Origin of the sequence: Falsirhodobacter sp. alg1 (assembly GCF_000739715.2) — a bacterium.
Classification (GTDB): Bacteria; Pseudomonadota; Alphaproteobacteria; order Rhodobacterales; family Rhodobacteraceae; genus Falsirhodobacter.
Genome location: NZ_BBJC02000002.1, coordinates 28,731 through 42,239 on the forward strand (window position 1 = coordinate 28,731; position 13,509 = coordinate 42,239).

Here is a 13,509-nt window from a genome sequence, read left to right on the forward strand (position 1 = left end):
GTTCATGGACGACGGTTTTGCGCGAATGGCGCCTCAGGTCACGCCGAATGCGTATCTTGAGGCGCTTGGACTGATCGAGCGGATGCACCGGCTGCTGCTGGATGTCGTGAAGGATGAGTTCGAGCGTATCTCGTTGATGGAAATCAACGCCGTTCAGGCGCTGCTGCTGTTCAACGTCGGCACACATGAGGTGACCGCCGGGGAACTTAAATCCCGCGGTTTCTACCAAGGCTCCAATGTCAGCTATAACCTGCGGAAGCTGGTGGACCTCGGGTATATGCATCACGAGCGTTCACCGCTGGACCGTCGCTCTGTTCGGGTTCGCCTGACACAGAAAGGGATCACGGCGCGGGGTGTTCTGAGCGCATTGTTCGAACGCCATGCCCTGCATCTGAATGGCGAGCAGATCCTGGCGACTTCGGCAGTCGAGGCGATGAATGCTTCGTTGCGCCGGCTGGAGCGGTACTGGACCGAACAGATCCGATACATCTACTAACGTCGCCAGATACCTGCATAGGAAGCCATTGCCCCCTGCAACTTGGCCAGCAGACGGTTCGCATGGCCGGGATGGGGAAGCGCACCCTTTGCCAGCCGTTCGGCAACCACCTCTGCAGGGCATGCCTGCCGGGAAACCGGATCATAATAACGGGGATAGGTGATCAGCGCGGCATGTGCCACCTGCCACAGCGGTCGCGGTAGGCGGCGTGAGGGTGTGGGGGCAAGATCGGTCGTGAACCCCCAGCCTGCATAAAACGGTGTTCCGGCGCAGGTGACGGGCTTATTGCGGATCAGGGCCTCAAACCCCAGAAGGGAGGTCATGGTCCATATCTCGTCGCAGGCTGTGATCAATGCGATCGGATCTGCATTTCGTGCAATGATATCTGCCTCGGTGGCTGGAATGGCGCCTTGGCGCAAGCCGGCCTCCACATCGGGATGAGGTTTGAAAACAATCACCGAATTGGGGTTGGCCTGCCGCGCCGCTGCCAGCAGCCCGGCATTCGTATTGATATGCGACGCACCACAGCGGATAGAGGCATCATCCTCCACCTGCCCGACAACCAGCACCCTGTGCCCCGACGGCAGATCCAGCGACGCGCCCCCGAGATTGTATTTCGTGAGGCCCGCGGAAATGAGCTGATCCAGAAGCGCCGAGATCCGGGCCTTGGCCCCCGGTGGCGGGGGGGCGATAATCAGCCGCTCCAACGCGCTCTCGTGGCGAGGATCATAGTAGATGCCGCTATCATCCGTGACGAGGGAAAGCGGCGGGACCAGATCTGCGCCCAACCCTTTCGACCGAAGGAATCCATCCTCGACACGGCGCATGACTGGTGGCGCTATGTGTGCCTCGGGGGCTTTTCCTGCCCAGACAAGCAGGTCGCGGCCCGTCTTTCGGGCCTCATCCTGCGCCGCAACGGGATCGTTTACAAATCGCAGCCGCTTTTCCTGACCAAAGACAGCCTGCAATCTTCCGCGTTTCCACAGGCGCATGCCGGTTGCAATATGGCCATGGCGATCCTCTCGGAATGCCCGTACCTGCGATTCCAGATAATCGATTGCACCTTCGAACGTTGTCAGATCATCGCGGCAGGGGTCATACCACAGCGGCGCTTCGATCATGGATGCCGCAAATAGCTGACTGACGCTGAGCTTTGCGGTGCGCCTGGGGAATTTCTGCTCATCATCACTCAGGCCCCATCCGGCATAAAACGGCTGTCCGAAGACACGCGGCCGGTGGCCTGCCAGAATAGCCTCAAATCCCAATTGGGATGAAACGGTGTATACGTGCGCCGCAGCTTCAAGCAACTTCCACGGGGAAACCGCATCTGTCAGCAGTTCCACATCAGGCCCGAAATGCCCGCGACGGACACCGGCCCGGGTTTCGGGGTGGGTCTTGACCAGAATGCGGCATGTTGGGTTTTCCCGTCGTGCGGCCTCTAGCATTTGCGTGAATGTCGTTGCATCAGCATTGCCGTGCCGGATGGAGGCATCGCCACGTACCTGGTCAACCACCAGAACGAACCCATGGTCCGGCACCGGAAGCTGGGGGTCGAAGTGGTTATATTTGCTGATATCCAGGTATTTCAGCCGTGCAATGCCGTCCTCTGCCCGCCGGAGCAGGTTTGCATCTGTGGCAGGGCGGCACAGTCGTGCCTCCAGATCCGACGGGCGGGTTCCGGCAAAATGCGCGCCGTTGTCCAGAAACAATCCGATTGGACCTTTGCCACCGGCGCGGGCGGGATGGATCGACCTCAGGAAGGCGTCTTCCAGCCGGAACAGGGGGGCATTGAAGTGGCGTGCGACAGCTTCACCCCGAGCCGCATAGGGAGAGTGGCCCCAGACCACGACGCCATCGCCTGCCGAAGGGATGCCAAGCCGCAGCTGATGCCCGGCAAGGGTCAGGATACGACGAACGCGGGCCTGCCTGAGCAGACCCGCGTTATAGTAGTATAACCGGTTTGGTATTGACGTGGTGATCAATTGCCCAGGTCGGTTATGTCGTTGGCAGCACCGGCAGTGCCCGTGATGGCTGCAATCGACTTGCTCCATTGTGTGAATGGCGCTTCGGTTACATAGATCGTGTCGCCGTCGCGGATCTGGAAATCCCGCGCTTCGAACATGCCCGAAGGTTCGGTCAGGTCCAGAACATAGGCCACACGTTGGGGGCCGGCAAAGTCCGTGCGACCGGTCAGGCTGCGTACCGTGGATTCATCCTCATCACGGAACACGAATACGCCCTTGGGGTCGGCAAGGTTGGTTTGAAGGCCACCGACCTGCGCAATCGCCTCCAGTGCGGAAAGCTGTGGCTTCTCGAAATGAACAACCGACTGACCTGTAGCACCCAGCGACATGAATGTCCGGCGGTCACGCTCTACGGAAATCACATCGCCGTTGCGCAGGGCAATATCGAGAGAGGGGTTGTCGTAGAGATCCTGAAGCCAGACCTGTCCGCTTTGGCCGCCGCGGGTTACGCGGACCAGTGTCGCATTCGGCTCGCTTGTCACGCCCCCGGCCAGCGACATGACGCGCAGAAGGGTGCGCGATGGCTGTGCCAGCGGATAGATCCCCGAAGCGCCGGCGCTGCCCGTTACGGATACGGTCGCCCCGTCACCCGCAACGCGCTGTACCAGCACCTGTGGATCCGGTGTCTGTGTCTGCAGGGCACGGGTGATTGCACCACGCAGGGCATCGGGTGTCTGGCCCGTTGCGCGAATACGGCCAGCGTAGGGAACGAAGATATAACCGTCCGAATCGACCTGAACCTCGCTCAACGACGAAACCCGCTGGCCGCTGTTGCCCAGAAGCGGATCGTCCCGCACGTTTTCATAGATGGTCAATGAAAGCTTATCGCCTGCAGCGATCGTATCCGCACCGATTTCGGCAGCATTGCGGAAGGATGAGCTGAACCCGTAGGAAATGTGCTGATTTACGATGCGGTTTACCTGGGGTGTGACAGTTACGATAAACGAATCGCCGCCGTTCTCCACCGATCCGGCAAAAATCTCTTTCTTGTTTGGACCCGAGCGAGGAAGGCCACAAGCCGCCACGCTGGACACAAGGATAAGAAGGACGGCCGATCGGGCCAGCCTTGATGCACTCAACGTCACTATCCGCTCCAATGTCCCATTTTTCTTTTAATATCGCAGATGCGTTTGCAAAACGCGACAATAAAAAATCTGTCAGCGCACAACACGCAGCGGCTGGCGGGGGGCCGAAAGACCGGCGGGCAGGGCATCGTAGGGATCTTCCGGGGCAAGCATCATATCAACCACCTGCCGCAACAGGGCATGCCGCCCCTGTTTGGAATAAAATCCGCCCGGGATCTGCGAGGTTTCCAGCAGGTAATGCCGGTAATCGCGGTAGGCGCGGCCATCCGGGCGCTGGGGCTGTGCAAAGAATTCGTGCAGTTCCTGATTGGCGATCAGTTCGGGCTTGCCATAGACCGCCTGCCCAAGCGCCGCGAGTGGCAGCCCGCGCCACAGGACCTGCTGCCCGGCGGTGGAATTGACCGTAACCGCGCTACGGGCATCGTTCATCAGCGCTGCCAGCTTGCCGCCGCGAACGAAATGTACCCGATTTCGGATGTTGTAGTGCTTTGCCAAGCGTATCACGTCTTCGGCAACCGGGGTACGGCCATCTTCCAGCGGGTGTGCCTTGAACACGAGGTGGTGGTGTTGAGGCGCACCTTCGGCAAAGGCCGAACACACCACATCCAGAAATTCGGACATCGTGGAGAAGGGTGAATGCATCTGGAAGCTGGAATCATGTTCCAGCTGCAACAGCACCAGATGATAGGGGAAGCCGCCCTGCATGATGCGCCGCGTTGCAAGGCGGCGTTCTATGTGGTGGGCGGGCATCCGTATCAGCCGCTGCATGTACAGGCGGAATTCGTCGCGTACGGTCAGGTGGCGATGGGGGCGGAAGTTCCTGTATTTCTTTCCCGCCCAGACATGCCAGTGATAGGCGGCCCCCCAGAACACATGCTGTTTCATATCCCCCCAATGTGCGGGGGCATCCGGCAGATCCATGTCCGAATGCACAAGTGCCTCGCGCATATCCTCGATGGTCATGTTCATCAGGCGGGAGTGTCCATTCGAGCCGCCCCGTTCATAGGTCACCCAATGGGGCCGGAGGTATCCCTCTTCGAATACGTGGATAGTCAGACCCAGAGCGCGGGCGTTCGATACGGCCTGTGCATGTATGGGCCGAGTGTCGCCATAAAGCACGATATCGGTCACGGATTTCTCACGGACAATCTCGTGGAACCGGTCATCCCACTTTTCTATGGGGTCATAGAAGGGAAGCAATGTCTCGGCGGGCCAGAACGCTTCATCCCCATGGTTGAAGGAAACGCGCCATACGCGTGCCCCGGAGCTTTCAAGGCCTGCGCCCAACGTGCGGAACCACGGCCCATGCGGCCCCTGAAGAAACAGGAACGTGCGTGGTTGGTCCCGTTGAATGTCGGCGTCAGGCATATTTACTCCATAATATTGTGGCGAGCACGGGCCTTGCCTTGTCTCGATACCGCTCCGAGGGTAATCCAAACGAAAGATGAGGTGCCAGACATGTTTACAGGAATTGTGAGTGATATCGGTCGTGTTGCCATGCTGGAGCAGCGTGGGGATCTGCGGGCGCGCATTTCCACGGCCTATGATACGGCCAAAATAGATATGGGCGCATCAATCGCCTGTGATGGTGTGTGCCTGACCGTAGTGGCGCTGGGCGATGACTGGTTCGAGGTGGATATCTCTGCCGAGACGGTAGGGGTGACCAATGTTCGTAGCTGGACCAAGGGCCACAGATTGAACCTGGAGCGGGCGCTTCGGGTGGGCGATGAACTGGGGGGGCATATCGTGTCGGGTCACGTGGATGGTCTGGCCGAGGTGGTAAAGACAGTACCGGACGGAGACAGCCTGCGCGTGACCTTCCGTGCCCCCGATGCGTTGGCGCGGTTTATCGCACCCAAGGGCTCGTTGGCGCTGAATGGCACCTCATTGACCGTGAACGAGGTAGACGGTGCGACCTTTGGCATCAACTTCATACCGCACACACAGGTGGCTACCAATTGGGGTGATGTTGCCGTGGGGCAGATAGTCAACCTCGAGGTAGATACGATGGCCCGCTACGTGGCCCGTTTGCGTCAATGGGATTGATCCGGCCGTCATACGCAACGCGGAACATTCCGAATGGGGTATGGTCATTGAACCCTCTGCGTTATAAGGCCAACACAGCGCGCAGGGGGATCCGATGAGCGGCACAAACGAATTTCACAGTGCAATCTCGACAGTGGAAGAGATCATTGACGACGCCCGTAACGGGCGGATGTTCATTCTTGTTGATCATGAGGATCGCGAGAATGAAGGTGATCTCATCATTCCTGCCCAGATGTGCACACCGGCGGCAATCAACTTCATGGCGACGCATGCGCGTGGCCTGATCTGTTTGGCGTTGACGGCAGAGCGTATCGAGGCGCTGGGCCTTCCGTTGATGACGCCGAAAAACGGCAGCCGTCACGAAACGGCCTTCACCTTGTCGATCGAGGCACGCGACGGTGTGACCACGGGGATTTCGGCACATGATCGGGCGCGGACAGTTGCAGTGGCAACCGATCCGTCGAAGGGACCTGCCGACATCAACTCGCCCGGGCATGTGTTCCCGCTTCGTGCGCGTGACGGGGGTGTGCTGATCCGGGCCGGCCATACCGAGGCGGCTGTCGATGTCGCGCGTCTGGCGGGGCTCAATCCTTCGGGCGTGATCTGCGAGATCATGAACGAAGACGGAAGTATGTCCCGTTTGCCCGACCTGGTTTCATTCGCGCAGAAACACGGGCTTAAGATCGGCACGATCGCAGACCTGATCGCCTACCGGCGTCGTTATGATAACTTGGTAAGCGAGCGTGAGGTCCGTCACGTCCATTCCGTCTATGGCGGTGATTGGATGATGCGGATTTATACCGACGAACCAACCGGAACGGAGCATATTGTTCTGTCCAAGGGTGATATCACAACGCCCGAGCCTGTTCTGACGCGGATGCACGTCCTGAATCCGCTGGAAGACATGATCGGGCTATCGGCCGACCGGCTGGACGAGGTTCCCAGCGCCATGCGCGCTGTGGCAGAAGAGGGGCGGGGCGTTGTCGTGCTTTTGCGCGACGTCAGCCGCACTCTGGCCCCGGCAGGGGAGGCTTCGCCCCACACACTACGGAATTACGGCATCGGCGCGCAGATCCTTGCGGCGCTGGGCCTGAGCGAACTGACACTTCTGAGCAATTCCGTTGCTCCGAAAGTGGTGGGATTGGAAGCGTATGGCCTGACCATCGCTGGCACCCGCACGATCAGAAAGGACTGACATGGCTGCCTCGGAACAGCACCATACCCTCGATTTGCCCAGCTTCGACAAGCCGGTGAAAATCGCGATTGTGGTTGCACCTTATTATAAAGATATCACGGACAATCTGGTTGCGGGTGCCACGGCTGTTGCCGAGAGCGCCGGCGCCTCCGTCGAGGTCATCGAGATGCCCGGCGCGCTGGAAGTGCCCACGGCAATCGCCATCTGCGAACGGCAATCGAACTTTGACGGATATGTCGCCCTTGGGTGTGTCATCCGTGGGGAAACGACCCATTACGAAACTGTCTGCAACGATTCCAGCCGTGCGATCGCGCTGCTGGGTCTGCAGGGGGCCTGCATCGGCAATGGGATCCTGACGGTGGAAAACCGTGAGCAGGCTGTGGCACGGGCGGAAGTGGCCGGACAGAACAAGGGTGGCGGCGCGGCCGCCGCAGCCTTGCATCTGATTGCCCTTCATCGTCGCTTTGCCGCGCCGCGCCGCAACATGGGGTTCCGCGCCGATGAGCTGCACCTTGCCCAGGGTGAAGGAACGCTCGCATGACCCAGAACGAAAAACGCCAGCGTAAATCGGCATCGCGCCTTTATGCGGTTCAGGCCTTGTTCCAGATGGAAGCCCGTGGCCAAACCATCGAGGCCGTCGCGCATGAGTTTACCGAATACCGTTTCGGCGCTGTTTATGACGATGCCGAAATGGTAGATGGCGAGCCGAAGCATTTTCTGGCCCTGCTGTCAGAAGCTGTGGAGCGTCAGGGACGTATCGACCAGATGACGGATCGGGCCCTGGTTGCAAAATGGCCTATCGACCGGATCGATCCGGTTCTGCGGGCCTTGTTCCGCGCAGCAGGGGCCGAAATGGTTCTGGCGCAGACGCCACCCAAGGTCGTCATTTCCGAATTCGTGGATGTGGCGAAGGCGTTTTTCCCAGATGGGAAAGAGCCGAAATTCGTTAACGCCGTGCTGGACCATATGGCCCATGAGGCTGCTCCGGATCGCTTCTAAGAAACGCACCCTCTTCGGAGGGTGTTTTTATGTGACCCCGATGCAACATACTTAGCCTCGAAACCTTTTCCCTTGGATTTTTTGTTCAGCTGTTAACGTGTAGTGCTGTACACAGATCGGCGGATCTGCGCCGCTTGAATGCCGAACAAATCACATTTTCGAGTGAAAATTGCGGGAAATTGCCCGATTTTGGGGCAAAAAGCACCCAAAAGTGATTACAAGAGGATGGTTCCCTCGGAACGCAAATTTTTTTTGCCCCTTGGCTGCTCTCGCCTTCACGGCTCATTCGTATATCTTGTGTCTTGTCAAGATTGACGGCCACCCCCGGCTCTGGGCTTGGGGACCTTGATTTGGAAGGACAGTGAATGAAAAATAAAATGCACATCGCAGGCGTATCTGCTCTGGCGCTGATGATCGGCGCGGCAGCTCCGGCATTCGCGCAAACAGCGTCGGACAGCATCGTTAACCCGAATGCAATCGACGACCAGATCGACCAACAGCGTTTTGACGTTGAGCAACAGTTCAGCCGTTCGTCGGACGAATACCGTTACGGCGCACCGGACGAGCGTCAGGGCCTGTCGGGCAGCGCATCGGTAGGCTACTCGGGCAACACAGGTAACGACGAAGGCCAGAACCTGAGCCTCGGCGCACGCCTGAGCCACGCAGCTGGTCCGTTCACGCAAAACCTGTCGTTCTTGATGCAGTACGAAGAAGACGACGGTGAGTCCGAAAAAGAAAAAGTTTTCGGTGTCTATGACGGCATCTACAACTTCAACGAGCGCTTCTACGGCTTCGTAATGGGCCGCGTCGTAACCGACGGTCTGGCAGACGAAGTAAGCTCGGACGAGCGTGACGATCTTCCGAACCTGACCGATGACGAAATCATCGCACAGTCGGTTGAACAGGATGCCTTCATCGGTGTTGGTCCCGGTTACCGCGTATTCAACCGTCCCGACCTGACATGGCGTATCCAGGCCGGCGTTGGTCAATCGTACCTTGAGTACGGTGACGGTCGTTCGGTTTCCGAAGTTGGCTACGTTCTGTCGTCGCGCTTCTACTGGGCAATCAACCCGAACGTATTCGTAACCATGGATACCGACGCGTTGAACTCGGACGAAGCACTGCGTGCGAACAACGATCTGGGCATCAACTTCCGCGTTTCGGACTCGTTCTCGACACGTATCAGCTACCTGTCGGATTACAACGAAGGCCGCGCCATCCGCACGGACAACACGTTGGGTGTCTCGCTGGTTTACGGGTTCTAAGAAACCCGATCAGTCATCTGATCACGAAAGGGGGAGCGTTCGCGCTTCCCCTTTTTTATTGCGCTGATTTTGGGAAAAGTGACGGGCCCGCAGCGGCCGTGGAGGGAGAATTTTCCCGAGAGCCTGATTTAATCAGGTGGGAGCCAGGTACCAAGACCAGGATCTTGGCAGAGCCAGCCCCCTCGGAAGTGCTTATCGGCCACTGGAAAAGAGCCTCACACGAGAAGAGCAGAACCCGTCACACCCCAGATAGGGGCTGACGGGTCCGCATGCAAGGCAGGGTCAGATATCTTCGAACACTTCGGGAATGGCGCGGGGCGCCTTGTCGAGCCATTCGGGAACCGGCAAGCCCTTTTCCTTCAGGAATTCGGGGTTGAACAACTTCGACTGATAGCGATTTCCGTAGTCGCAAAGGATCGTGACGATCGTATGGCCCGGCCCGAGTTCGCGTGCCAAGCGCATGGCACCGGCAATATTGATGCCCGAGGAACCACCCAGGCAAAGCCCCTCATCCTCCAACAGATCGAAGACGATCGGCAGGGCCTCGGCGTCGGAGATGCGATAGCTGTAATCCGGAGTGAAGCCCTCGAGGTTTGCAGTGATCCGCCCCTGACCGATCCCCTCGGTGATGGATGATCCGGGGGATGCGAATTCGCCTGTCGTATAGAAGGCATGCAGGCCCGCGCCTTCAGGATCGGCCAAGGCAATTTTCACACCTTTTGGCTGAAGTGCCATTGCCACACCAACCAATGTGCCGCCGGAACCTACGGCTGCGGCAAAGCCATCGACCTTGCCGCCGGTCTGTTCCCAGATCTCGGGGCCGGTGGTTTCGATATGGGCCTGACGGTTTGCCACGTTGTCGAACTGGTTTGCCCAGATGGCGCCGTTCTTTTCGGTCAGGGCCAACTTTTCGGCCAACCGTTGCGAGTAGCGGACATAATTGTTCGGGTTCTTGTAGGGCGCGGCAGGAACCTGAACGAGTTCGGCACCCGCAAGGCGCAGCATGTCCTTTTTTTCCTGGCTTTGCGTTTCCGGGATCACGATCACCGTGCGGAACCCCATCGACGCGCCCACCAGCGCAAGGCCGATACCTGTGTTGCCAGCCGTTCCCTCGACAATGGTGCCGCCGGGCTTCAACGCACCGCGGGCAATCGCGTCACGAATGATGAATAGCGCTGCGCGATCCTTGACCGACTGACCGGGGTTCAGGAATTCGCATTTTCCCAAAATTTCGCAGCCGGTCTCCTCGGATGCGCGGCGCAGCCGGATCAGGGGCGTGTTGCCGATCGCGTCGGCCAGATCTATGCGGGCGTGCATCTTCATCCTCCATTATTACCTATAAGGTGTAGGGTGGCGGCAGGGCGAACTCAAGCCATGGCGGTGCGGATGCCCTTGCAACGGGCTGTGTGGCGCGCAACAACTGGGGGAATTCCATAAGGAGAATGCCCATGCCCATGCGCACCCGTGCCGCCGTCGCCGTTGCCGCCGGAAAACCTCTGGAAATCATGGAGGTAAACCTGGCCGATCCCAAGGAAGGTGAGGTTCTGGTTGAAATCAAGGCGACCGGTATCTGCCACACCGATGCGTTTACCCTATCCGGTGCCGATCCCGAAGGAATGTTTCCCGCGATCCTGGGGCACGAGGGGGCGGGAATCGTTCTTGCGGTGGGGCCGGGTGTCAAAACGCTGAAACCGGGCGATCATGTCATCCCGCTCTATACGCCGGAATGCCGGGAATGCCCGTCCTGCCTTAGCCAGAAGACAAACCTTTGCACGGCCATCCGCGGTACACAGGGGCAGGGGCTGATGCCCGACGGAACAACCCGCTTCTCGATGCTCGATGGAACGCCGATCCTGCATTATATGGGCTGTTCAACATTCGCCAACCATACCGTGGTTCCGGAGATCGCATTGGCGAAGGTGCGCGACGATGCGCCATTCGACAAGATCTGCTACATCGGTTGCGGTGTCACAACCGGCGTCGGGGCGGTTCTGAACACGGCAAAGGTCGAAATCGGGGCGAAGGCGGTCGTCTTCGGCCTGGGCGGGATCGGCCTGAATGTCATTCAGGGGCTGCGCATGGCAGGTGCCGATATGATCATCGGAGTCGATACGAATAACGAGAAGCGTGAATGGGGCGAGAAGTTCGGGATGACGCATTTCGTCAATCCGAAGGAAATCGACGGTTCTATCGTCCAGCATCTTGTAGAGATGACCAAGACGCCGCTCGACCAGATCGGTGGTGCGGATTATTCGTTCGATTGTACCGGCAACGTACAGGTCATGCGCGATGCCCTGGAATGCACGCACCGGGGCTGGGGTGTGTCCGTCGTGATCGGTGTGGCCCCCGCAGGTGCCGAAATCCAGACCCGCCCCTTCCAGCTGGTGACAGGACGGGTATGGAAAGGAACAGCCTTTGGCGGTGCCCGTGGCCGTACCGACGTGCCGCAGATCGTGGATTGGTACATGGAAGGTAAGGTGGAGATTGATTCGATGATCACCCATACCCTGCGTCTTGAAGATATCAACAAGGGGTTCGATCTGATGCACCGCGGTGAAAGCATCCGCGGTGTCGTGCTTTACTGACAGATGCGCTGCATAGCATTTGTCGCCCTGTTCCTGACGGCAGCACCCGCCTTTGCCGGTGATGTCGCGCAGGGGCAGGCGCTGTTCCGCCGCTGCATGGCCTGCCACAGCGCCGATGAAGGGGTGAACAAGCTTGGTCCATCGCTTCATGGAGTTTTTGGCCGGACTGTGGGCGCAATGGATGGCTATGATGCATCGTCAGCCCTGCAGGCGGCCGGAAACGGTGGTGCTGTCTGGGATGAGGACCTGCTGAGCGAATATATCAAACATCCCCGGGCAACGTTTCCGGGTACGAAAATGCTGTTCCCCGGCATCTCGAACGCCGATGATGTCGCTGATATCATCGCTTATCTGAAAGAGATTTCACCTGAATGACCAAATATACGCGCATCATCTTCGACCTTGACGGGACCTTGGTAGATTCCCTGCCAGAGATTCATGCTGCTGCCGCCGAGACCCTGCGCGAAATGGGGTATGAGCCGCTGTCCGTGGAAACCATTCGTGGCTTTATCGGGCACGGAGTGGAGGCGCTGGTCGGGGACATCATGCATGCGGTTGGTGCAACGGCTGACAAGGCACGCTGGATCGATCGGTTCGGTGTGTATTACCACAGCCTGAACGGCAAGCTTACGACCCCTTATGCGGGTGTGCCCGAACTGCTGGCCAAGCTGCAGCAGTCTGCAACCATCGGCGTTTGCACGAATAAACCGTTGGATCTGGCCAAGGATGTGCTGAATGCCCTGTCCTTGGGCCCGTTCCACACTATTATTGGTGGCGATAGCCTGCCGCAACGTAAGCCCGATCCTGCTCCATTGCTGGAAGCGGCGCGCCAGATGGGCGAGGGAGCCCTGCTTTATGTGGGAGACAGCGAGGTGGATGCGGCCACGGCCGATGCCGCAGGGGTGGATTTTGCCCTGTTTACCGGCGGCTACCGCAAGGCGGCAGTAGAAGAACTGCCGCACAAGCTGGTGTTCGATGATTATGCCGAGCTGGATCGCCTGCTACACGGCTGAAACCACGATCAGCGGCGGCGGTCACGCCGCGCGCTCATCGGTTGGAACGCAACCCCGACATGGGCCTCGCAATAGGGCTTTCCAGGGGTTGCGGGCAAACCGCAGAACCAGAATTCCTCGGTTGCAGGGTCGCCAATTGGCCATTTGCACGTCCGCTCGGTCAGGTCCATCAGTGTCAACTTCCGGGCACGCTTTTCAACCTCGCGTACAGAGGCCAACGCTTCGGGGCTGATCTCGTTCGCCGAAGGCTGCGGCGGAAGCGGTTGGCCTGCAGGTACGATAGGTTTGCGCATCGGAATGGGCGGAGACGGCGGTGTCGGTGCAGCGGCGGGGGCCGCGCGAACGGGCTCCGGCTCGGCGCGGGCGGGCGCAGGTTCTGCTGCGCGAACAGGCTCGGGCGCAGGCTCGGCTGCCGGGGCGGCGGGCAATTCCTCACCCTCGCTGCCACGGTTCGACAGGCCAAGCCGGTGCACTTTGCCAATCACGGCGTTACGCGTTACGCCCCCCAATACCTTGGCGATTTGGCTGGCCGACTGGCCTTCCCCCCACATCCGCTTCAAGGTGTCTACGCGTTCATCGGTCCAGGACATATCGGTCTTCCACTCAGGGTTCCGCTTCGGGCATATTGTAGCCGGGCAAGCCGCGGAGATACAAGCGAGGGACGCATAATTCAAGCCCGCCGCGCTGAATCTGCTTGTCAAGGCGTAGATGGGCGGCTACCGAATTAGCCATGATCGTATGCAGCCCCCTTGCGAAACGCCCGCGACGTCGCTTCTGACGTCCCATCCCGCCGTTGCGCGG

Annotated in this window: 14 protein-coding genes; 9 read left to right on the top strand and 5 right to left on the bottom strand. The window is 59.2% G+C overall.

Features of this window, described 5'->3' with window-relative positions:
- Positions 1–4 precede the first annotated feature (4 nt).
- Positions 5–496, top strand: a complete 492-nt coding sequence (locus TR36_RS04285; RefSeq protein WP_045389898.1) for a MarR family winged helix-turn-helix transcriptional regulator — start codon at positions 5–7, stop codon at positions 494–496.
- On the opposite strand, the gene TR36_RS04290 is transcribed toward TR36_RS04285, so the two are convergent.
- The 3 genes from TR36_RS04290 to TR36_RS04300 form a co-directional block, all read right to left on the bottom strand.
- Entirely contained in the window at positions 493–2,478 is a 1,986-nt protein-coding gene (locus TR36_RS04290) for a capsular polysaccharide biosynthesis protein (protein WP_062762501.1), read from the bottom strand. The genes TR36_RS04285 and TR36_RS04290 overlap by 4 nt on opposite strands.
- Complete coding sequence (locus TR36_RS04295) at positions 2,475–3,605, bottom strand: polysaccharide biosynthesis/export family protein (RefSeq protein ID WP_062762503.1); 1,131 nt, start codon at positions 3,603–3,605, stop codon at positions 2,475–2,477. The genes TR36_RS04290 and TR36_RS04295 overlap by 4 nt, the downstream gene beginning before the upstream one ends.
- 72 nt (positions 3,606–3,677) lie before the next feature.
- Positions 3,678–4,973, bottom strand: coding sequence for a capsule biosynthesis protein (locus TR36_RS04300; RefSeq protein WP_062762505.1), 1,296 nt, complete (start codon positions 4,971–4,973; stop codon positions 3,678–3,680).
- Between the two features lie 90 nt (positions 4,974–5,063).
- Here TR36_RS04300 and TR36_RS04305 point away from each other — a divergent pair, with 90 nt between their 5' ends.
- From TR36_RS04305 to TR36_RS04325, 5 genes are all read left to right on the top strand, one after another.
- Positions 5,064–5,651, top strand: coding sequence for a riboflavin synthase (locus TR36_RS04305; RefSeq protein WP_045389893.1), 588 nt, complete (start codon positions 5,064–5,066; stop codon positions 5,649–5,651).
- A gap of 94 nt (positions 5,652–5,745) precedes the next feature.
- Positions 5,746–6,846, top strand: a complete 1,101-nt coding sequence (gene ribB / locus TR36_RS04310; RefSeq protein ID WP_045389891.1) for a 3,4-dihydroxy-2-butanone-4-phosphate synthase — start codon at positions 5,746–5,748, stop codon at positions 6,844–6,846.
- A 1-nt stretch (position 6,847) separates the two neighbouring features.
- Complete coding sequence (locus TR36_RS04315) at positions 6,848–7,387, top strand: 6,7-dimethyl-8-ribityllumazine synthase (protein WP_045389889.1); 540 nt, start codon at positions 6,848–6,850, stop codon at positions 7,385–7,387.
- A complete protein-coding gene (gene nusB, locus TR36_RS04320) occupies positions 7,384–7,845 on the top strand; it encodes a transcription antitermination factor NusB (RefSeq protein WP_045389888.1) in 462 nt (153 codons plus the stop codon). Before TR36_RS04315 ends, nusB begins: the two co-directional genes overlap by 4 nt.
- Positions 7,846–8,210: 365 nt before the next feature.
- The gene (locus tag TR36_RS04325) at positions 8,211–9,110 is read left to right on the top strand and encodes a YdiY family protein (RefSeq protein WP_062762507.1); all 900 of its coding nucleotides are present in this window, start codon (positions 8,211–8,213) and stop codon (positions 9,108–9,110) included.
- 282 nt (positions 9,111–9,392) lie between these two features.
- Here TR36_RS04325 and TR36_RS04330 read toward each other — a convergent pair whose 3' ends face one another.
- A complete protein-coding gene (locus TR36_RS04330; RefSeq protein WP_062762509.1) occupies positions 9,393–10,427 on the bottom strand; it encodes a cysteine synthase A in 1,035 nt (344 codons plus the stop codon).
- A 137-nt stretch (positions 10,428–10,564) separates the two neighbouring features.
- On the opposite strand from TR36_RS04330, the gene TR36_RS04335 reads away from it, so the two are divergent.
- Genes TR36_RS04335 through gph form a run of 3 tightly spaced genes read left to right on the top strand, consistent with a single transcriptional unit; the run spans position 10,565 to position 12,708 of the window.
- Positions 10,565–11,695, top strand: a complete 1,131-nt coding sequence (locus tag TR36_RS04335; protein WP_062762737.1) for an S-(hydroxymethyl)glutathione dehydrogenase/class III alcohol dehydrogenase — start codon at positions 10,565–10,567, stop codon at positions 11,693–11,695.
- A gap of 3 nt (positions 11,696–11,698) precedes the next feature.
- Positions 11,699–12,070 carry a cytochrome c family protein gene (locus TR36_RS04340; protein WP_045389879.1) on the top strand — a complete coding sequence of 124 codons (372 nt, stop codon included), beginning with the start codon at positions 11,699–11,701 and terminating at the stop codon, positions 12,068–12,070.
- Positions 12,067–12,708 carry a phosphoglycolate phosphatase gene (gph, locus tag TR36_RS04345; protein WP_062762511.1) on the top strand — a complete coding sequence of 214 codons (642 nt, stop codon included), beginning with the start codon at positions 12,067–12,069 and terminating at the stop codon, positions 12,706–12,708. Before TR36_RS04340 ends, gph begins: the two co-directional genes overlap by 4 nt.
- An 8-nt stretch (positions 12,709–12,716) precedes the next feature.
- Here gph and TR36_RS04350 read toward each other — a convergent pair whose 3' ends face one another.
- Positions 12,717–13,298, bottom strand: coding sequence for a GcrA family cell cycle regulator (locus TR36_RS04350; RefSeq protein ID WP_062762515.1), 582 nt, complete (start codon positions 13,296–13,298; stop codon positions 12,717–12,719).
- Positions 13,299–13,509: the final 211 nt, after the last annotated feature.